This window comes from Streptomyces sp. NPDC051018 (genome assembly GCF_044456085.1).
GTDB lineage: Bacteria > Actinomycetota > Actinomycetes > Streptomycetales > Streptomycetaceae > Streptomyces.
The window spans coordinates 211,462-232,482 of the sequence record NZ_JBITFN010000004.1 but is presented as its reverse complement, the minus strand read 5'-3'; the positions used below and the strand labels follow the sequence as shown (position 1 = coordinate 232,482).

The window sequence follows — 21,021 nt, the reverse complement described above, 5'->3', positions numbered from 1 at the left end:
GAGGCGTACCGCCCGGCGGGCCCAGCCACCGATCACGTGGGACGGAACTCATGCCTCAGCCCGCCCTCATCGCCCATGACCTCGTCCGCGTCCTTGGCGACCGCCGGGTGCTCGACGGTGTCTCCCTGACCGCCTCTCCCGGACACCGCATCGGACTGATCGGGGAGAACGGCGTCGGCAAGTCGACCCTCCTGCGCCTGCTGGCCGGGACGGACGAGCCCGACTCCGGCAGCGTCTCCGGGCCGCCCGAACCGGGCTTTCTCCAGCAGGAGATGCCGTACGACGCCGATGTGACGATCGCCGGTGTACTCGACGACGCCCTGCGCGAGTCCAGGGCCGACCTCGCCGAGCTGGACCGTCTCACCGGGCTGCTCGCGCGGACCGGGCAGGACGCTCCCGGGTACGCCGGTCTGCTCGACGCGTACGGCGTGCTGCTGGAACAGGCCCAGGAACGGGAGGTCTGGGACGCCGACCGGCGTGCCGCGCTCGTGCTCGACGGCCTCGGCCTCGGCGCCGTCGGCCACGACCGGACGCTCGGGTCGCTCTCCGGCGGTCAGCGCGGCCGGCTCGCGCTGGCCGCGCTGCTGGTACGGCGGCCCTCGGCGCTGCTGCTGGACGAGCCGACCAACCATCTCGACGACGGAGCCGCCGCGTTCGTCGAGGAGCAGGTACGCGCCCTGCCCGGGGTCGTCGTGGTGGCCAGCCACGACCGGGCCTTTCTGGACGCCGTGTGCACGGATCTGATCGACCTCGACCCCTCGGTGGACGGCCCGGTCCGCTACGGCGGCGACTACAGCGCCTACCTGGCCGCGAAACGTGCCGAGCGGGCACGCTGGGAGCGGCGCTGGGCCGAGGAGCAGGAGGAACGGGCGGCGCTACGGGTCTCCGCCGGGGTCACCGCGCGCCGCGTCGCACCGGACCGGGGGCTGGGCAACAACGAGAAGATGGGCTACGACCACCGCGGGGGCCGGGTCCAGAGCCAGATCTCCCGGCGGGTGCGCAACGCGACCCGCCGTCTGGAGGAGCTGGAGCGGTCCGGGGTCGGTGAACCGCCGAAGCCGTTGCGGTTCGCGCGTACGGAACTCACCGTACCGTCGGCGGAGGGCGACGGTCCGCTGGTGTCCCTGGCCGGCGTACGGGTGCCGGGCCGGCTCGCGCCGCTGAACGCGGAGGTGTCGGCGACCGACCGTCTGCTGGTCACCGGCGGGAACGGGGCCGGGAAGTCGACTCTGCTGGCCGTGCTCGCCGGGCGGCTCGCCGCCGAGGGCGAGGTGCGGCGGCGGCGCGGACTGACGGTGGGGCTGCTCGCCCAGGACACGGTTTTCGACCGGCCGGACCGGTCCGTCCGGGATACATACGAGCTGGCTCTGGGCGCCGAGCGGGCCGAGGCGGTGCCACTGGGCTCGCTGGGTCTGCTGCACGAGGCGGATCTGGACAAGCCGGTCGGCCGGCTCTCGGTCGGACAGCGCCGGAGGCTCGCACTGGCGCTGCTGGTGGCGCGCCCGCCGCAGTTGCTGCTGCTCGACGAACCCACCAACCATCTGTCGCCGCGCCTGTGCGACGAGTTGGAGGAGGCGCTGGGCCCTGGGCCCGGCGCGATCGTGCTGGCGGGCCACGACCGCTGGCTCCGGAGGCGCTGGCGGGGACGGGAGATCCGGCTCGACGGGCTCCGACCGCGAACTCCGGCGGGAACACCGGCTGCGGATACCGGTGCGGAGTAGCGGCGGCCGGGGGCTTCTGACCACGGTCTGCTGGTACGGACGGCATGGACCTCGGCCGGATCCGACAACGGGTCGGTGGGGCGAGCCGATGCAACGGCTGGTGGGGCAAGCCGGTCCGACGGCAGATGGGCGGCCCCGCGGCCGGTAGGGCGGCCCGGCCTGTCCCCGGCCGGGAGCCGGGCCCCGGCGGGCGGGGGGCGGAGAGGGCGCCCTGGACCGCAGATAGCCGGGGAGGGCCGGGGGCCGGGCACGCCGGAACGGGGACGGCCTCGGGCCGGGACCGCCGGGTGCCTCGGGGCCGCCGGGGGCGGGGACGGCCGGGACCCCCGGGGTCGGGACGGCCGCGTCAGCGCGCCATCAACCGGTCCATCTCCCGCGCCTTCCGTCGCAGCCGGTCCGCCCAGTCGTCGTCGCCCGCCCCCAGGGGTGCCCCCGCCGGGGCCGGGACCTGTACATCCCTGAACCCTTCGCCCGGCGCCGGGGGCGGCGGTGTCCAGCAGACCTCGATGCCCGCCCGTTCCGCGAGGGCCAGTGTGGTGGCGAGGAACCCTTCGGACAGGGCCAGGACGACGCCGTGGGAGGTTCGGCGGTGCCGGGCCACCAGGGCATTGACGAAGACCCCGAAGGCTGCCGGATCGATGCGGTACTCGTCCGCCTCCTGCGGCCCGATGCCGGACGGAACCCCCAACTCGGCCTGGAATACCTCCACCTGACGGATGAACAGCCGGGATGCGCCGTTGGACGGATTCCAGAGTGTGGTGTCACCGAGTTCGTAGTACTGGCTCATGGCGGGTCCTCCCCATTGCGGGGGCGAGACAGCTCCCTCCCCCGGTTGCGGGGCGAGGCGGGTCCTCCCCCGTTGCGGGCCGCGGCGAGCTCTCCCCCGGTCGCCGGGCGCGACGGCCGCGGCCCCGCGCCATGATCCTCACGAAGCCCCCTGCGGGTACAGCGGTTTTCCGCCGCCGAGGGCCTCGCGCTGGGCGTCCGTGAGCCGTCCGGCCCCGGCGGCGACGGTGTACAGACCGGGCGCGGTCCGGTGGAGGGCCACGGGTCCGGCGATCCCCGGATACCGTTCCGCGTCGCCGAGTGCTGCGGTCACCCGGTCGTCGGGCCAGCCGAGTGCGGCGGCGAGGCGGTCCGGCCCGAGGGGAACGCCCGCGTGGACCAGCGCGGCGAGCACGGTCAGCGCGTCCTCGGACGCGGGAGCCTCGGAGCCGCCCGCCATGTCCTCGCTGAGGATGCCGAAGAACTGGCTCATCCGGGCCAGCCGGGCCCCCACCGGACTGCCCGGCGGGAAGATCGCGGCTCCCTGGCTGCTGGTTTCCGCGAGGGTGGCGTGAGTCCGGGCACTGGCCGTCCACACCCGGGCCCACGGGTCGTCGTCGACGACGTAACGCTCGCGCCGCCGCCCGGCGTCCCGTTCCCGGCGGACCATCGCCAGCTCCTCCAGATAGCCGATGGCCTTGGACACGGACGCGGGGCTGACCTGGAGACGGCGAACCAGTTCGGAGGCCGTGAGGCTGCCGGATTCGGTGGTGAAGAGGTGCGCGAGCACCCTGGCGGCCATACGCGGAAGCCCGATGTGGACCATGGTCGCCGCGAACCGCTCCGCGAAGCCGTCCGCCGTACCGGGTCCGTCCCCGCCGCCCCCGTCCCGCGCCGCCTCGCCCGGGTGCGGGCCCGTCCGTCCCCGGCGGGCGCGCTGCCCGGTGGCCTGCTGCGCGGGATCGGCGCCGTAGCCCTCCGGTCCGCCGTTGCGGGCGACCTCCCGGCTGACGGTGGACGTCGGCCGGCCCAGCCGCCGGGCGATCTCGGCGTATCCGAGACCCTCCGACAGGGCGGACGCGATCCGCCGCCGGTCGTCGTGCGTCAGTCTGCCTCCCGGCATCGATGCCCGTCCTCTCGCTGGCCGGCCCCTGGGAACCACGCGTCGGTTCCGCTCGCCGACGGCCGCTCCAGTATGCGTTCACCGTCATCCCATTGCAACAAACTCACCTTCATCCTTGCATTCACCCTCAGACTCATTGCAATTTTCGCCTTTAAATTCCAAAGAATCAAGGGCAAATACCCAAGCAATAGTTTGACGAATATAGAAAGGCAACGTAGCTTTCGTGCTCCTGAAATAGCTATGACGATCGACAGACGGGGGTGAACGGATGACCGCGAGCGACGGCGTCGTGCTCGAAGCCGAGGGGCTCCGGATGCGCTACGGCACGACCGACGTCCTGCACGATGTGAGTTTCCGGGTGCGCCACGGTGAAGTCCTGGCGCTGCTGGGGCCGAACGGCGCGGGCAAGACCACCACGATCGAGATCCTGGAGGGCTTCCGGATGCGCTCGGCGGGCCGGGTCGAGGTCCTCGGCACGGACCCCGCCCACGGGGACGAGTCCTGGCGCGCCCGTCTGGGAGTCGTCCTCCAGTCCTGGCGGGACCACGGCAAGTGGCGGGTGCGTGAACTGCTCGCCCACCTCGGTACGTACTACGCCCCCTACTCCACCCCCGCGCGCCGGCGGCCCTGGGACACCGACTACCTCATCGCCGCCGTCGGCCTGACCGCGCACGCGGACAAGAAGATCAAGGCCCTGTCCGGCGGACAGCGGCGCAGGCTCGATGTGGCGATCGGCATCGTCGGCCGCCCCGAAGTGCTGTTCCTGGACGAGCCGACGGCGGGTTTCGACCCGGAGGCGCGATACGAGTTCCACGATCTGGTCCACCGTCTCGCGCGGGACCACGAGACCACGATCCTGCTGACCACCCACGATCTGAACGAGGCGGACAAACTCGCCGACCGCATCGTGATCCTCACGGGCGGCCGGATCGTCGCCGACGGCACGGCGGCCGAACTGGCCCGGCGTATCGCGGGCGAGGACGAGGTCCGCTGGACACTCGGGGGCCGGCGCTTCACCGAGTCGACCCCCGACTCGACCGCCTTCGTACGCGGACTGTTCGGCCGCCACGGCGAGGAGATCGGCGAACTGGAGGTCCGCCGGGCCTCCCTGGAGGACACCTATATGACGCTGGTGCGCGAGAGCGAGACCGCCGTACGGAAGACACAGTCCGGACGCGAGGCGAAGGAGGAGGCGGCCCGGTGAGCGCGACGACCACGGCGGTACGGGCGGGCTGGACGCGCGGCCTGATCGAACTGCGCCAGTCCTTCACCAACGGCTCCGATCTGCTCTCCCACTTCCTGTGGCCGGTGCTGATGCTGGTGACCCTCTTCTTCCTGCGGGACCGGGAGTTCGGCTCCAGCGGATTCCTGCTCGGGACCCTGGTCCTGCCGAGCGTTCTCGGTATGAACGTCGCGATGGGCATGGTCAGCATGAGCCAGGTGCTCACCGCCGAGCGCGAGGACGGCACCCTGCTGCGCGCCAAGGCGACACCGAACGGCATGCTCGGGTATCTCACCGGCAAGGTCGTCTCGGTCGGCGGCGGACTGCTCGCCGATCTCGCGATCCTGCTGATCCCCGGACTGCTCCTCATCGACGGGCTCTCCGCCGGCAGCCCGGGTTCCTGGCCGACCCTCGCCTGGGTACTGGTCCTGGGGATGCTGGCGACCCTGCCGGTCGGCGCGATCCTGGGCTCGGTGTTCCCGACCGCCCGGGCCCAGGGTCTGGTCCAGCTGCCGGTCATGGGCCTGATCGCGATCTCCGGCATCTTCTATCCGATCACCTCCCTCCCGGAGTGGCTCCAGTGGATCGCCCAGGCCACCCCCATCTACTGGCTGGGCCTCGGCATGCGCTCCGCACTGCTCCCCGAGTCCGCCGTCTCCGTCGAGGTCGGCGACTCCTGGCGCCAGCTGGAGACCGCCGGAGTACTGGGAGTCTGGGCGGTGCTCGGGCTGCTCGTCGCCCCGGTCGTCCTGCGCCGGATGGCCCGCCGGGAGTCGGGTTCGAGCGTCGCCGAACGCCGCGAGAGGGCGCTCAGCCGGGTCGGCTGAGCGTGTCGTGGTCGTCTGGGGGCAGGGGGCTCTCCGGCTTACCTGGTCGGCTCACGCTGATGAGGCTCTACAACTCGACGGGAGTACAGCCGGTGAGCCGTACGACGAGCTGCGCGGCCAGCAGCCACGGCAGCCGGGGATCCCCGAACGGCACGTCCACGGTCTCCTCGACGACCAGGAGTGTCGGGGCCCCGGGCCGGGTGAGGTCCGGGGTGTAGAGGCGGCCGTGATAGCCGTACGAACGCGGATACCGCACCCGGATCGCGGTGTGCCCCCGGGCGTACAGATGGGGACACTGCCGGATCGCCTGCGCCGCGCAGGGCAGGCACACGGGCGGATGCGTGGTGACGGCCCCCTCCGGCCACCCGGGTTCACGGCCGCCGGGCCCGCCGTCCAGCAGCCACAGGACCCCGTGCTCGGGGATGTGGGAGGCGGCCTCACCGCACAGATGGCACAACAGCATCCTCATCGCCCTGCGCTGCCGGTTCGGATGCACCCCCGCGAACAGCGGGCGCCCGCGTCCACCGTGGGGCGCGGGCCTGCGACCCCGGTGGAGCAGGGCATCGGACTCGCCCCGGTCGGTGGGCAGTTCACGGGCGTACGCGATCCCGCCGCGCCGCCCGGGACGGCGTACGACGGGCTCCTCGATCACGGTCTCCCCTGACCAGGCGGCCATCCAGGGAACGCTGACCGGCGGCTGTGGGCGGAGTTGTGTCACGGGGGGCCTTTCACGGTTGTACGAAGGGGGCTGGGGTGGCCGCCCGGGTGCGGGTCGGCGGGGGTTCCGACGGCACCCGGGCGACCGGCTTCAGGAGCCGGGGGCCACAGGAGGAGGCACCCCCGGAAACCGCCACCGGCGACTCCACCGGGGTCATGGGCGTGCCTCACGTACCCCCGATGGCCAGCGCACACCAGACGCCGTCCCCGCTCACGCCCCACCCGTCGGCGAGCGCGGAGACCAGCAGAAGTCCCCGGCCGCTCTCGTCGTACGGCCCGGCCTCCCGGGGCACGACCGTCTGAGGACCGGCACTGCGCACCTCGGCCCACAGCCGGGTCTCGGTGCGCCACACCCGTACGCCCACGGCGCCGTGACCGTGCTCCAGCGCGTTGGTGACCAGCTCCGACATCAGCAACTCGACGGTGTCGGCGAGAGTGCCGAGCCCCCACAGGCCCATATGCGCCCGCACGACCCGCCGCATGAGCGCGGGCCACAACCGGTCACCGTCCGTCAACGGCTCACCCTGCTTCCCATCCCGCCCGAGGGTCACATCGAACCCGCTGCCGGATCCGGTTTCTTCGGGTCTCGTGACTGCCATCGGCATCTGCCCAGTCCTCCACGGTTCTTCGGACAGGGCGCGGCTGGGCCCCCGGGTCAGGAAGGTCCGGTATGTGCATCGCCGTCCGGCTTGGCTGTTCCCAACTACCGTGAGGCATCGTTGAGTTAACCTGCAACTCAATCCCAAGCACCAGAGAAATTGGCACATGCCACAGCACCGGCATGGGCTTCCGGAGGGGAAACTGAGCGCCCATGACCCCACACAGGCATGCGCCAGGGACCAACAGAGCATCAGGAAGGGTGGACAGGTGGCAGCACGGAGGGGACCGACGTACCGTCGACGGGAACTGGGCAAGGAGCTACGGCGCCTGCGCGAAGGTGTAGGCCTGACGATTCAGGAGGCAGTGGCGGGACTCGGTTTCAGCGACACGAAGCTCGGCCGGGTCGAGACCGGGCACAACAGCCTTCCCAAAGCGGAAGACCTGGAGAAGCTGCTCAACCGGTACGGGATCGAGGACATCGACGACCGGGAGTTTCTGATGTCGCTCCAACGCGAGTCGCTGAGCCGCGATCGTTTCATTCGATTCCGGCACTTCCTACCGTCCGGCATGCCGATGTACATGGGCCTGGAAACCGATGCGCTGGAAGCCCGGGCTTGGCATCCGACTCTGATCTATGGACTGCTTCAGTCCGAGGCGTACGCCCGGGCCCAGTTCATGACCGCCAAACCGATCAATGAAACAACCACAGCCTTCGTCGAGAACAACGTGCGCCTGCGAATGCAGCGCAAGGAGAGGCTGACCTGCGCGGAGAATCCCTTGACACTCCGCGTGATCCTGGACGAGGCGGCGCTCAGGCGGGTGATGGGCAGCGCGGAGGTCATGAAGGGGCAGTACGAGGAGATCGAACGGTTGAATGCCCTGGACAATGTGACCGTCCAGATCCTCCCCATGAACGTCCCGGCATACCGCTCCGACATCAACTTCCTCATCCTGAACTTCGATGCTCGGGTGGACCCGATCGTCACGTCGGACGCGGGGGAAATGATGACCTTCACCGACAAGGAACTTGACGTCTGGAAGTACAACCAGAGGTTCGACGCCATGCGCAGCGAGGCTCTTGGACCTTCGGCGACTGCCGAATTCCTGCACCAACTAGCACAGGAGCTCTAGCCATGTACTTTCACCGGAACACGCTCAATGTGGCGGGCGAACCCAGGTGGATGAAGTCCTCCTACAGCAACGAGTACGGCGCAAATTGCGTCGAAGTCGCCAATCTGACCACCCGGGTCGGCATCCGCGACTCCAAGAACACACAGGGCCCCGCCCTCCACGTCACCCCTCATGCCTGGGCCCGGTTCATCGCCTTCGCGAGCGAACCCGTTTCCACCTGACCCCGCGCGGGGCGCGCCGTTCGACCGACGAGCGGGCGCGCCCAGCGCTCACGCCTCGCGTGCGCGGAGATCGCCTGAGCCGTCGCCGCTCCGAAAACCATCTGTCCCGCGTTCCTCGCCATGCGTGACCATGGAGCGGATCAATCAACCCGGAAGGGACGAGCATGGGTGACCACAAGAAACCACCGGCGGACCTGTCGACGGGAAGACCGCCCCCGGGGAACGCTGACGGTCAGGTGCCGGCTCCCCCGCCTTCCGGCGGCAAGCACAAGAAGAAGTAGTGGTGCACTCTTTCGCAAACCGGCGTCGACGACTCGCGGAAACAATGGAACGGCAAGCCACTTGGCCTGTCCGTTCGCCGTGGATCCGGGAGGCCGTCGACGTCCTTCCCCGGCATCTGTTCGCACCGGACAGGCTGTGGCACTGGGACGGTCACGCCTATGTCCCGCTGGACCGTGCGGGGGACGGCTCCCGGTGGGCGGACGAGGTGTACGCCGATCCGGACGCCGCGGCCGTCACCCAGGTCACCGACGGCCGGGCCTCCTCCAGCCTGTCGTGCCAGGGCGTGGTGGTGGACATGCTCGACTCGCTCCTGCTGGAACCCGGACAGCGAACCCTGGAACTGGGCACGGGCACGGGCTGGAACGCCGCACTGCTGGCCTACCGGACCGGGCCGGGCCGGGTGACCAGCGTGGAGGTGGACCCCGCGTTGGCGTCGGTGGCCGGGAAGCGACTGGAAGCCGTGGCGGCCGATGTGGCGGTGGAGGTGGGTGACGGCACTGCGGGGTGGGAGCACGGCGCACCGTACGACCGGGTGATCTCGACCTACGCCGTGGACCGCGTCCCCTGGGCATGGGTGGCGCAGACACAGCCCGGGGGCCGGATCGTCACGCCCTGGGGGCGGCTCGGACATGTGGCGCTCACCGTCGCCGACGACGGCCGCTCGGCGAGTGGCTGGGTGCAGGGCCTGGCCCAGTTCATGCCCGCTCGCGGGACCGACCATAGCTATGACGACTTCACTGCCGTGCGCGGTGACGGGCCATCCGATTCCCAGCGGGGTTGGGCGCGGGATCTGACGCCTCTGCGGAACAATTGGCATCTGCTCTTCGCCCTGCGTGTGGCGCTTCCTGATGTACGGATCACCACGTCAACCAACGCGGACGGTGTCAAAGCCCGTCTCCACGAGGGCACTTCGTCGTGGGCGGAGCTGTCCCGGCGGAGTGACGGCACCACCGTGGCACATCAGGGCGGCCCGCGCCGACTGGCAGACGAACTGGAGCGGGCGTGGGAGGTGTGGCTCGACATGGGAGAACCGGACCTGTACGACTACGGCCTGACGGTTGAATCGACGGGCGACCAGCACGCCTGGGCCGTGGACCCTGAATCGGGCCCACGCTGGCCCGCGCCCGAAGCCTGAGGGTCGGCCGGCACAGCGCATCCACCTCAAGGAACTCCTCAGCCACACCACGTCCGATCTCGCTGGTCGCCAACCGCCGTTCCCCTGCGCTGCGTCCGTCCGCTGCCGTCAACTACTGCCGTCAGACGCCTCAGATCACGGCAGCCGTCCCCACCGGATCCATTCGCGATGGGGACGGTCTGCTTATTTCCCGCGATACCCGAGAGCGCCCTCGATGCTACCCGGACATACGGACCAGGTTTATGAATCTTCTACGTCGAGTCGCTCCGCCGCATCCAGCAAGCGCTGCGGCAACTTCGAACTTGCCGCCAACACCTCGATACCGACGAGGCGCCCCTTCCCATCGAAGTCAAGGTTGATCATGCCTCCAACCTCGACTGGATCGCAGGGATACATGCGCGACACTTCTTTGCGTGTTTGCGAATCGGTGAAATATATGTATGCCGCATCCACCTGCTGATCGTATGTGACTCTGACGTCCACCATGGTCAACGCCTCCCCTGGAGGCGGTTGATGTAAGCCTGACTCACGTCAGTCATCACTGTATTCACATTCCCATCAATGGTCTTGGCAACAAACACTTTGGAGTTGGGATCGTAGTAGCCCGTTTTCCACTGATCATCATGATGATAGGAGAAGGGCTCTCTCCCAAGAACGGCTCGAGCATCCTCTGCCGAAACCCCACGCTGCTCCAAGCGCTGCATCGCGTGACCAGTAAAGGCATCAGTCGGACTGGCGGCCCGAGGGACCTCCTTGGGCGTGATATCCCCGATGCCCTCACACGTGCACGACTCCGCATGGCCCGGGAAATAGCCGCCGCAATTATGAACGAGGATCGGAGTGGCCCCCGCCAGCACATAGTACGCGTGCAGATTCCCGACTGTGAGGTCATGCGTGCGCTGCCGCTTCTCGAAGTAGCGGGTGTCCTCCAGGACCGCGATCGCGCCGTCGGGAGTCGTGAGGCGGGTTCCGGGCTTGAGGTCGCCGGCGTCGGTCCAGGACTGTTCGGACTCGACCCAGAAGGGGTGGGTCGTGGTGGTGATCAGGGTTGAGGTCTTGCCGTCGTGGGTGACGGTGAGTTCGACGAATTCCTTGTCGTCCTCGGTGACGATCGTGCCGACGACTTCGCGGACGACCTCCTTCCCGGTCCCGGGGTCGGTCGTGGTGATCCTGTCACCGGTTCTGACCTTCTCGATCGGTTTGGTGGAGCCGTCGGCGAGGAGTACGCGGGTGCCGGGAAGGAAACTGTGCTTGGTCGCACAGCTCTCCGTGTCCTGCTTCGTGGCCTTCTTGTACTTGGCCTCGGCCGCGGCCAGTTTGTCCCTGGCCTTGTTGAGCGTCTTGGAGGTGTCCCAGACTTCCTTGACTCCGCTGACCAGGTCGTCGAGGAGGCCGCCCACGCGCTTGGCCAGCTTCGCGGCGTCGTTCCATTTCCATGGAGCTCCGTACTTCGCGAGCAGCTTTCCTGCCAGGCCCCCGGCGAAGCTCCCCGCGATGTTGAGGAGGGTTTCGCCGCAGGAAGCGGCGTCGCCGCTGGATATGCAGTCCAGTGCGGCGGTGACGCCGAGCTCGTCCATCAGGATCTTGGCGAGCTTCTTGCCGGCGTTGACGACCTTCTGCTTGGCCTTGTTGTGCGAGGCCGATGCCCGGGCGACGTTCTTGCTCGCGTTGTTCGCCGCCTTGCCTGTGGGCGTCGACTGCTTCTTCTCGTCCTGGGTCGTGCCGATGGCGCATTCCAGGGTCACGCAGAACCCGGCGTACAGGCCCGACGGGTCGGCCAGCGTCACCGGTGTGTTGTTCGCGTACGCGTAGGCGTTCATCTGCTGCGGGTCGGTGACGTCGATGACCGGGTCGACGGAGATGAATTTGCCCAGGGCGGAGTCGTATTGACGCGCGCCCAGGTTCGTCAGTCCCGTGGAGTTGTCGACCGTTCCACCGACGAATCCCTTCTGGCCCGGCCAGACGCTGGTATTGCCGGTGCGCGGGTTACCGTACGGATCCAGGCGGCGCTGGGTGACCGCACCGGTGGTGGAGTCGATCGCGATGTCGCCCGTGCCGTGGTGGTCCGAGGCGAGGTAGCTGACCTTGTTGTCGGAGGTGCGTACGGCGACGGTCTGCCCGGCGTGGGTGTAGTAGCGCGTGGCCTTCGCGGCGGTGGCACCGGTCGGGAGATGGAGTTCGGTGCCCCCGGGGAGGTAGAGCGTGGTGCCCGAGGGGTCCTTGCGCTTGAGGCGGTTGCCGCTTCCGTCGTACAGGAAGGTGGTCTCGGTGGCCTCGTTCTCGTTCGGCGTGGTGGGATCGTCCGGCTCGGCGATCTTGGTGACCTTGCCCTCGGGGTTCCAGGTCAGGGTCTGGGTGTCACCGCCGATGGTCCGCCGGGTGGTGTTTCCGGCGTTGTCGTAGGCGTACTTCGCCACCTGGGGGCCGGTCCGGGTCTGCTCGGTGACCTTGGTGACCGCGTGAGGGCCGCCGTCGCCGGGCTCCTTGGGGATGCCGTTGTCGTTGGCGTCCGCGTAGGCGTAGGTGCGGGTGACGTTCTTCGTGGCGTCGAGGCCGGTGTCGTGGCGGACTTCCTTGGTGCGGTTGCCGATCTTGTCGATCGTGTACGACGTCCAGTACGGAGCCGGCCCGCCGAGGGGGCTCGCACCGGGTGCGGCGGCGCAGGCGCTCGGTGTGCTGCCGTTGTACTCGGGAGTCTTCATACCGACCGTGCCGGAGCCGGCCGCCGTGGTCGCAGTGGCCGCCGGGGTCCAGACCTCGGACAGCCTGCGCTGTGCGTCGTACGCGAAGCACTGCACGTCCGTGACGGCCGTGGAAGCGGTGTTCGCAGTGTCGGAGATCGAGAGGACGTTCCCTGCGGGGTCGTACGAGGTCCTGACGTCCTTCGCGGCCCTGCCCAGGCCGTCGACGGTGACGAGCTGACGGGTGATGCGGTCCGTGCCCTTCTCGTAGAAGAAGTGCTGCTCGGACTGCTTGGCGCCGCCGTTCATCGTGAGGGTGGAGAGCTGGCTTGTGGGTGTCCACACCGTGTTGGTGACGTAGTTGGACGTTCCGGACAGGCTGACGGGACGCTGCAACCCGTCGTAATCGAAAAGGAGGGTCTCCTGCGCGAGCCCTCCGACCCCCGGCATGCCCTGGGAGGCTACGGTGCCGTCTTTGTTGTAGCGGGTGGTGAACGCGTACAGGCCCTTGAGGGCCGACCCCTCCGAGGCGGGCACGGAGCTCAGCGTCAGAATGGGACGGTAGAGCATGTCGAACTGCGAGATGTACGAGCCGAAGTACTCCGTGGCGTTGACGTAGCGGAGGGACGCGTATGGATGTCCCAGCGCTCCGGCCTTGTCGTAGAGCGTCTCGGTGAGCTTGGCGCCGGTGGTGCCCTCGCCGGCGTAGGTGGCCTGGGGGCGGCTGAGCACGTCGTAGGCCGTGGTGACTTTCTTCCCGCTGCCGTCGGTCTCGGTGACCGGGCGGTCGGCGTCGTCGTAGGTGGTGGTGGATGTGCCCGCGTCGGGGTCGACGGTCTTGGTCCTCCGGCCGAGTTGGTCGTACTCGTACGACCAGACGTTGCTCTGCGCGTCCTTGACCGTCGCCGGATCGCCGGACGGCCGGTAGGTGTACTTGGTGACGGTGTGCTCGCCGAGCGGTCCGGTGACGACCGGTGAGGGACCGTCGAAGTGGCGCAGCTCGGTCAGCCGGCCGGCGGGATTGCTGATGGCGGTGGTCGGAACGCCGCCCTGGGGCGGGTCGGTGTGGACCCGGTCGCCCTCGCCCGTCGAGTCGTACGAGGTGGTGGTGCGCCACTGCTCGTGCCCGGAGATGGCGAAGATCTCGGCAGTGGGACGCCCCAGACTGTCGTGCAGGTTCAGGGTCTGCGCACCGACGTCACCGTCCGATACGGCCATGAGCTTGTCCGACGGCGCGCCGAGCGCGTTGTAGGTGGCGTTCGTCTTGGCGACCTTGCCAAGGCCGTCGTACCAGGTGTCCGCCACCATCCGCGTGCCGTGGGGGCCCTCCGTCTGGTGCTGGCGGGGGCGCATCAGTGCGTCGAAGAGCTGGTACTCGGCGACGCCGTAGATGCCGGTGTTTCCGACCTTCTCGGTCTTGATGGCGGAGACGTCGTCCTGCCGGATGAAGTAGCCGTAGTGCAGGCTCGGGCCGACCGCGCCCTTGGGGTGGCCGGGCAGCCAGACGGAGGTGAGCCGGCCCAGTGCGTCGAACTCCAGGTCCGTGCGGTGGTTATTGGGGTCGATCTGAGCCTTGGCCTGACCCCACGCGGGCTCGTACTCGGTGGTGGTCAGATGGGTGAGCTGATTCCTGGAGGTGACCTTGGAGATCAGCCCGTTGGACTCGGTGTAGGCGAGGGTGGTGGTCGCCCCCGCCGGGGTGTCCGTCTGGGCGAGGGGCCGCCCGTAGCCGTCGTATGTGGTGGTGCCGGTGATCTGGTACGTGGCCGTGGTCCCGTCGTGGGCCTTCAGCCGCTCCGTCCTGGTGGCGAGCCCTCGGGTCGGCGCGACACCCAGGGCATGGCCGTCATAACCGGTGCGCTGGTCGGACAGGACCTGGGTCTTCCTGTCGGGGGCGACACCGCACGCCACTGAGACGGTCTCACTCCGCTCGGACAGATTGAGCAGATTGAGGCCCGGGTTGTCGGCGTACCGGGTGCGGGTGCACCGGTCGTCCTCCGCGGTGGCGACATCGCCCAGGTCGTTGACGAGTGTGGTGCGCCCGACGACCCCGGGGGCGGTGTCGAATCCGGTGATGGTCCGTGACTCGCGCCAGGTGCCGTTGGTCAGGGCGGTGAAGTCGCGGGTCGTCTCGGTGCGTACGACGGTCGCCTTGTTGACGACCGGGGCGCCGTCCCAGGTACGGGTCTGGGTGGCGGTCGTCCGCTGCCAGGGGGTGGAGATCGTCTTCGAGACGATACGGCCGCCGCTGTAGGCGGCTTTCTCCAGTTCGAAGCCGGCGTACTCCTCCAGTCCGGTGTGGCTCACGCCGCCGGAATCGACGACGACCTCCTGGCGGACGCCACCGCCGGGCCGGGCGTCGCCGTGCATGCCCTGGAGATAGGTGTAGTCGACCCGTGAGGTCTGGTTCTGGCCGTCGCCGGAGGTCACCCTGGCCTTGCCGTAGCCCTGCCACTGGCTCCAGGTCAGAAATCTCGGCTGGGTGATGCCGTCGGGTTTGCTCTTCCGCCAGGCGGCGTCGCCGAGGTACTCGTACCGGGTCACCATCGGGTCGCTCAGTCCGGTGCGGTCCGACTGCTGCACCGAGGCGACCACGTACTTGTGGAACCAGTCCGTGATGGGTTCCAGATGTCCGGGCGGAGCCCAGATCACCGGATAGCAGCGCTTGACCGAATTCCCCGGACTCGGCAGTGTTCCGACGGCGCAGTCGGCCGGCTGGTAGGAGACATCCAGCTGCGCGCCGGACTCGCTGAGCACCGTGTACAGCCGGAACCGCTTGATGGGCGAGAGATTGTTGCCGATCGCGTCGACACGGTTGGGCAGGGTGCGACCGATCAGCTGTACGGAGGGCAGTTTGATGCTGCCGCCGTGTCCCTTGCCCTCGTGCTGGATCTCGGACAGCCACAGTGTCTTGGAGTCGTCGCCGTTGTCGGTGAACAGATGCTTCAGATGCCAGGCGTCGACATCCGCGTACGGAGTGCTGGTGCCGGTCGGCGTGGTCGTGGTCGGACCGGTGCGCATCTGCGTGGTGACGGTGGTCAGTTTCTTACGGGTGAAGAAGGACGGTGACGCCTGGTTCAGCGTGCACTTGGCTCCGACCGCGCAATTTCGGTCGAACGGAGTGTCGGGCCAGTGCGCGGTGTTGGCCGCGGTCCATTTCGCCGGGGCGCAGTCGAAGGTCGCGGTGATCTGGCACCGCTCGTCCGTGGTGAACAGGACGCGCGCCGGAGCGGCCTCGGTGAAGGCCGAGTTGTGCTTCTGCCCGTACTCGATGCGCTGGAGGTGGCCGCCGCGGGTGTAGGTGGTGCCGACGACATCGGTCCTGCCGCCGCGGGCGTAGGCGTTGACCTCCTTGCCGTAGCGGTAGGAGATGGTGTTGCTGTGGACGTCCTTGACGTAGTCGAGGTTCCACCGCCAGGCCTGGTGACACCAGGCGTTCGCGAACACCGGGTTGTAGCACGCGTCCCCGCTGTCGTCGCCGGTGACGGGGACGGTCCAGGTGGAGTAGGTCTCCGGGTCCGGGTCGGTCTTTCCGGTGGTGTCGGGGTTGTCGGCACGCCAGCCCGGGCGGCGGTTGAGGCCGAAGTAGTACTCGCTGCCGTCGGCGGTGACCTTCCAGTGCTCTCCGTTGTTGTCGCCGTTGACCGTGCCGGTGAGCTTCTCGATCTTCCATCCGGCGTCGCCGGTCATATGCCAGGCACCGGTGGTGTTGTCCTGGATCAGCTGCCCGGACGAACCGTTGAGCATGATCGTGGCATTGTCGTGGGCCCAGCACAGCTCCCCCGAGTCCGGGTGCCCGTCGTCCGCACACGGCTTGTACTGGCGCTCGATGAAGCCGGGTTCGTACGAGAACGACTCACCCACCCAGGAGCCCTGGTTGTTGGTGATACCGGTCTTGCCGTCGGCGCTCTGCGAGGAGTACGAGAGCCCGACCGACGGCACCTGGCCTCCGGGGGTGGGTACCAGCCGCATGGGATACGACCAGGAGAAGCCGCCGGAGGACGGTGAGACGTTCCAGGAAGCCGAGGGGGCGAGCGGAGTGGCGCTGTAGCTGCCCTGGGACGAGGCGGCCGTGGACGCCACGGCCAGAAGCGAAGCCGAGGCCGCGCGCGTGACCGACACATCGGCGGAGAGGGTTCTGGTCCCGGTGTTGTTCACCGAAGGGAGGCGGACGGGCCGCTGCGGGCATGCCCGGGAACCGGGTACGGCGGTCAGGGCACAGGCAGGCAGCCGGTAGAGAGCCAGCCGGGCGCCGAAGTCGCCGCCGTGTCCCTCGGCGAACCGCGTGTAGTCGACGCTGAGCCGGGTACGGGCCGTCCCGGCCGTGGCGTCGGCGTGGCTGACCTTCAGGAGCGCGGTCGTGCCGAGGGCCGACGCGCGGTCGCGGTCCATGACCTCGACTCGCACCTTCCTCGCCGCGGGGGCCTGCTTGGCGGCGGGGGTCTTCGTCTTCAGGGTGGCGCGGGCCGCCGCGGGGGTCGATACGGGTACGGCCAGGGTGACCGGGAGTCCGCCCGGTTCGGCCTTCCCGCCCTTGGCCGTCACCTCGACGGTCACGCTGCCCGCCCCCGGCCAGCTCGCCGGTTCGAGGGTGGTCACCGCCGCCTTCTTCGTGGTGTCGACGGGCCGGGGTTTCGCGGCGGCCGGGCGGCCCTCGGCGGGGGCGTCGAAGGTGGGCCCCTCGGCCGAGAAGCGACTTGCCGCCGGGGCGGCCGGGGCCTGCACGGTCGTCGCCATGAGGACGGTCGACAGTGTCAGAGCGACCGCGGCGAACGCTCCCCGGCCGCGTAAGAGGCCCGGGCGGGTGGTTCGGGCAGACATGAAGACTCCCGGAGAAAGCGAAGTGAGGACGGGAACGTCCCTTGGTCCCGGCCGCCCGGAGGGGGTGGCGGCCGGGTGAGGTTGCTAGAGCGCGGGTTTGGTGTGGTTGTCCGCGAGCCGACCGATCGTGCTCCTGTCGAGGACGCCGTTGTAGATCCGGACGTCGTCCACGTCACCGGAGAGGTGGTCCCCCCAGGTGCCCGCTCCGGTGCGGGCCCGGCCGACCTGCAAGCCGCCTGTCGCCGGCCAGGTCATCGCGACCCCGTCGACATGCCCGGAAACCGGTGGGGAAGTACCTGGCCGGGGTTCCGCCATGGCCCCGTCCACGTAGAGGCTCAGCCGCTGCGTCAGCGCGTCGTAGGTCACGGTGACGAACTGTCCGATTCCCTCGTGCGGGTTGCCGTCCGCATACGCACGGGCCACCGCGGCCGGGGTCTCCGAGCCGGCTTCGCTGGGGACGGCCAGTTCCCAATGGCCTGGCAGCCCGCCCTCGGAGGCGGTGAAGCGCACCACGAAACGGTTGGTGGTGTCCCCGGGAAGGGCGAGCACGGCTTGGCGGGTGGTCGCCGTATCGCTCGAGAGCCGGACCCGTGCGGTCACCGAGAAACTCCCGGTCCCGGGCAGCGGAGGGGTCGCGGTGGCCGCGTATCCGCCGCCCTTCAGCAACAGGCGCCCGCCGGGGAGCTGCTGGCCCGCCGCGTCCTGAGTGACCATCAGGACATTGCCGGTGAGCACATCCAGCTCCGTCTCCCGGTAGTACTCGGCACCGCCGCCCATGACCAGGGGCTGTCCATGGCCCCCCAGTTCGGGGAAGGAGGTGCCACTGACGGTGTCGAGCGGCCAGTACCCCAGACGATCCACCCGGCCGGCCACCATCCTGGAGACCTCGTCGGGGGGTGTCACCCGGTTGTAGGCGCGGACGTCGGCGAGCTGCCCGTCCCAGTGGCCGTGGTAGCCGGTCTTGGCCCGGGCCCGTCCCATCTGGAACGCGCCGTGCGCGTGCCATGGGGACGGCTGGGCCGCCTCGGCCTGGAGCCTGCCGTCGACGTAGAGCCTGAGCGGCGTGGCCGCGCCCGGATCGTAGACCCCCGCAATATGACGCCATTCGCCCGCGCAGACCACCTGCGGTGCTGTGACACCGGGGCACGTACGGGTCCCGGTGGCGCGGAGCGTGGTCTCCCCCATGGCCTGGACATCGGCCGTCGCCAGCGCGAACTCCCAGGTCTTCCGGTCGGCCCGATAACCCAGCCGGAAGCCGGGCTCACCGGTTCCGTTCTGGCTGACGGCGGTCATGTCCCGGTCCAGCGCATCCGGCTTGACCCATGCGCTGACCGAGAAGCCGTTGTCCGTACCGACGACCGGCCCGTCCGTCTCCAGGTAGGAGTCCGGGGTCCCGTTCAGATCCATCACCCGGTCGGCCTCCGTGCCGTTCCCCGCGGTGTCGCGCCGGACCGCGGGCCCGATCCGCGCCGGGTGATGCCCGGACTCGTCGCGGGCCACCTCTGCCCGGCCCTCCTCGGACAGACCCCACTCACCTGCCGCCGGCTGTCCTTCGACGGCGGTGAACAGATAGGCGACCGGGGTACTGGGGTTGTTGGCGCCGTCGTACGCCGTGACGAACAGCTTGTGCCCGCCCCGGAGCTGCGGTGTCCAGCGCACGGTCACCGGATCTCCCGCGCGTACCGCCTGCACGGTGGCGGCCGGATGGTCGTCGGTGTCGAAGTCGTACACGTACGTGACGACGGCGTCGTCGAATCCGTCCTCGGTGTTCGGCGAAAAGGTGAAGTCACCCGTGGCGCCCACCCCGTCACCGCTTCTCTCGACCGGGAACTGCGGGGAGTTCACCAGAGGAGCGCCCGGGACGTTCTTGTCGACCACAAAACGACAGGTCAAACTCCAACCGCTCCACACCACCCCGTCACTGACCCGGGCAGCCCAGCCGACCACGGCGTTCTCCTGGATGGCCTTCCCTCTGGGCACGATCACCTGATGCTGGAACGTCGCACCCGGCGAGCGCATCCCCGTGGTGTACGAGTACGTCTGCGCGATACCGCCCCCGTCGGTCCAGAAGACCTTGTACTCCACCTTCACCGGCTCCGCCTCGCGGGAACTGTGATCCGGGTCCGTGGGCTGGGCGTACAGTTTGGGCAGCCGGTTGACCCGCACCCCCGTGGCGGTGGTGTTGCACGCCCCTCCCGGATTGCTCGACAGCTTGGCCGCGGTCGGGGTGGCCGGCGGGCGGTTGTACGTCACCGAGAGATAGGCGTTGCCGCACATGCGCTTCCACTCGGCGAACCGGCTCTCGTCGGCCGCACGCAGCCCGAACGTCATCCGCGACCAGCCGCCCCTGACCGCGGCCTGCACATCGTGGGCCAGCGCCCCGGCCGCCGCGGACTCGAAGTGGAGGTTCGCCGGGCTGTTGCACGATGTGGGTGAGATCGCCCTGTCGACGGTCGCGAGGGATGTGCTCCACAACGCGTTGGTATTGCTCCAGTTGCTCGCTGAGGTGACGCCGAAGTCCTTGCCGCCGACCCGGAACAGCCGCACGGGCTCGGCCGTGGGTGTGGCGCTGTAGATATGGGCCACCCGGGCCGAGAACGTGGCCTCCAGGATCGTCATATTCGTCCGGTAGGCCGTCAGCGGAACCGTGTACATCAACCGGCGGGTGTCGATGCCCCGGCAGGACGCGGCACTGTAGTCGGTGGGGCACTTGCCCATGCCCGCCGGTGTGGTGAACTTCCAGTCCTGCTCGTTCGGCATGCCTTTGATGACCGAAGTCCAGGCGGAGCCGCGGCTCGTCACCGTCGGGTCGATGACGACGGGGAACGCCGCGGGTGCTGCCAGCAGTCCGGGATCGGGAACGAGTGTGAGGCTGTCGGCGCCGACCGTCATCCCGACCGGGGCGACGGCGGCGGCGGGGTCGGGCGACAGCGGGGAGCCGCCGGGGGCTGCGGACTTGGGCCGGACTCTCGGTGGTGAGGCGGCGGGTGTGTCCCACATGAGGGGCTCCGCGGCCTCGAAGACCACACCCCCGGACTGGGTGTCGACTGCCTCAAGATCCCCCGAGGGTGTTTCCTGTACGGCGAGCGCGTCCGTACGCAGTCCCAGTTCGATGCGCGCGACTTCGGGTCTGGCGGCGGCCTCCGGCGTCCTGATGACGATGAAGTGCCCGAATCCCTCCGCCTCGGCGCGTACGACCAGGTCCACACCCGGCAGGACGTCGCCGTACGTCGCGGTGTCACCGCTCACGGCGGGAACGGGCAGCGGACCGCCGGGCCAGGTCAGCGCGAACTCGCGGCCCGCCCTTTCCACCGAGGCGAAGGGTCCCGTTCCCCCTCCCGACACCTCCAGATTCACGGTGGTGGCCAGGGGGCGCCACTTCCCGTCCGGGGACCTGGTCAGGTTGGTGTCGATCGGTTTCCACTCGCCGTTGCGGAAGGAGCGGACGGGTTCGAGGAACTCCTTCGCGGTGAAGGTGCCGTCGCCGTTCGCCACCACGGTGCGGCGTTCCTCGCGCAGGCCGGTGACCTCCACCGGCTGGCCGGCTTCCGCGGCTGCGGCCCCGGCCGCGGCCTCCGTCGGCAGGCCGCCTGCGACCGCCGCCTTGAGACCGGTCTGTGCGGCCTCCGCGATCCGCGGGCTCCGCACCCGCTCCCCGCCGTCGTCGTCGCCGTAGTGCGCCCCTGTGACCAGGAGTGCGATGACCGCGCTGATGGCACCCGTCGCCGTCCAGGCGCGACGGTGCCCCGTCCCCTTCGACACTGCTGTGTTCCCC

General features: G+C 69.3%; 13 protein-coding genes. 6 read left to right on the top strand and 7 right to left on the bottom strand.

What is annotated here, in order from left to right:
- Nucleotides 1-50 precede the first annotated feature (50 nt).
- Nucleotides 51-1,721 (top strand): ABC-F family ATP-binding cassette domain-containing protein, encoded by a 1,671-nt coding sequence (locus ACIBCM_RS09830; protein WP_399241471.1) that lies wholly within the window; start codon nucleotides 51-53, stop codon nucleotides 1,719-1,721.
- Between the two features lie 346 nt (nucleotides 1,722-2,067).
- Here the strand turns inward: ACIBCM_RS09830 and ACIBCM_RS09825 are convergent, their stop codons facing one another.
- Nucleotides 2,068-2,508 (bottom strand): DUF6086 family protein, encoded by a 441-nt coding sequence (locus ACIBCM_RS09825; protein WP_399241470.1) that lies wholly within the window; start codon nucleotides 2,506-2,508, stop codon nucleotides 2,068-2,070.
- A gap of 138 nt (nucleotides 2,509-2,646) precedes the next feature.
- On the bottom strand, nucleotides 2,647-3,609 hold the full coding sequence (locus ACIBCM_RS09820; RefSeq protein ID WP_399241469.1) for a MarR family transcriptional regulator: 963 nt from the start codon (nucleotides 3,607-3,609) through the stop codon (nucleotides 2,647-2,649).
- Between the two features lie 268 nt (nucleotides 3,610-3,877).
- Between ACIBCM_RS09820 and ACIBCM_RS09815 the strand changes: the two genes are divergently transcribed.
- Nucleotides 3,878-4,813: an ABC transporter ATP-binding protein gene (locus ACIBCM_RS09815; RefSeq protein ID WP_399241468.1), complete on the top strand. Its 936-nt coding sequence runs from the start codon at nucleotides 3,878-3,880 to the stop codon at nucleotides 4,811-4,813.
- Nucleotides 4,810-5,658, top strand: a complete 849-nt coding sequence (locus ACIBCM_RS09810; protein WP_399241467.1) for an ABC transporter permease — start codon at nucleotides 4,810-4,812, stop codon at nucleotides 5,656-5,658. Before ACIBCM_RS09815 ends, ACIBCM_RS09810 begins: the two co-directional genes overlap by 4 nt.
- 67 nt (nucleotides 5,659-5,725) lie before the next feature.
- On the opposite strand, the gene ACIBCM_RS09805 is transcribed toward ACIBCM_RS09810, so the two are convergent.
- Entirely contained in the window at nucleotides 5,726-6,334 is a 609-nt protein-coding gene (locus tag ACIBCM_RS09805; RefSeq protein ID WP_399241466.1) for a hypothetical protein, read from the bottom strand.
- Between the two features lie 208 nt (nucleotides 6,335-6,542).
- Nucleotides 6,543-6,974, bottom strand: coding sequence for an ATP-binding protein (locus ACIBCM_RS09800; RefSeq protein WP_399241465.1), 432 nt, complete (start codon nucleotides 6,972-6,974; stop codon nucleotides 6,543-6,545).
- Nucleotides 6,975-7,242: 268 nt separating this feature from the next.
- On the opposite strand from ACIBCM_RS09800, the gene ACIBCM_RS09795 reads away from it, so the two are divergent.
- The 3 genes from ACIBCM_RS09795 (at nucleotide 7,243) to ACIBCM_RS09785 (ending at nucleotide 9,744) form a co-directional block, all read left to right on the top strand.
- Complete coding sequence (locus ACIBCM_RS09795; protein WP_399241464.1) at nucleotides 7,243-8,106, top strand: helix-turn-helix domain-containing protein; 864 nt, start codon at nucleotides 7,243-7,245, stop codon at nucleotides 8,104-8,106.
- Nucleotides 8,107-8,108: 2 nt separating this feature from the next.
- Nucleotides 8,109-8,327, top strand: a complete 219-nt coding sequence (locus tag ACIBCM_RS09790; RefSeq protein ID WP_399241463.1) for a DUF397 domain-containing protein — start codon at nucleotides 8,109-8,111, stop codon at nucleotides 8,325-8,327.
- Between the two features lie 325 nt (nucleotides 8,328-8,652).
- The gene (locus ACIBCM_RS09785) at nucleotides 8,653-9,744 is read left to right on the top strand and encodes a methyltransferase domain-containing protein (protein ID WP_399241462.1); all 1,092 of its coding nucleotides are present in this window, start codon (nucleotides 8,653-8,655) and stop codon (nucleotides 9,742-9,744) included.
- Nucleotides 9,745-9,984: 240 nt separating this feature from the next.
- Here ACIBCM_RS09785 and ACIBCM_RS09780 read toward each other — a convergent pair whose 3' ends face one another.
- From ACIBCM_RS09780 to ACIBCM_RS09770, 3 genes are all read right to left on the bottom strand, one after another.
- Entirely contained in the window at nucleotides 9,985-10,230 is a 246-nt protein-coding gene (locus tag ACIBCM_RS09780) for a DUF2283 domain-containing protein (protein WP_399241461.1), read from the bottom strand.
- Nucleotides 10,231-10,232: 2 nt separating this feature from the next.
- Nucleotides 10,233-17,246, bottom strand: a complete 7,014-nt coding sequence (locus ACIBCM_RS09775) for a polymorphic toxin-type HINT domain-containing protein (protein WP_399241460.1) — start codon at nucleotides 17,244-17,246, stop codon at nucleotides 10,233-10,235.
- An 84-nt stretch (nucleotides 17,247-17,330) separates the two neighbouring features.
- The gene (locus ACIBCM_RS09770; RefSeq protein ID WP_399241459.1) at nucleotides 17,331-21,008 is read right to left on the bottom strand and encodes a LamG domain-containing protein; all 3,678 of its coding nucleotides are present in this window, start codon (nucleotides 21,006-21,008) and stop codon (nucleotides 17,331-17,333) included.
- Nucleotides 21,009-21,021: the final 13 nt, after the last annotated feature.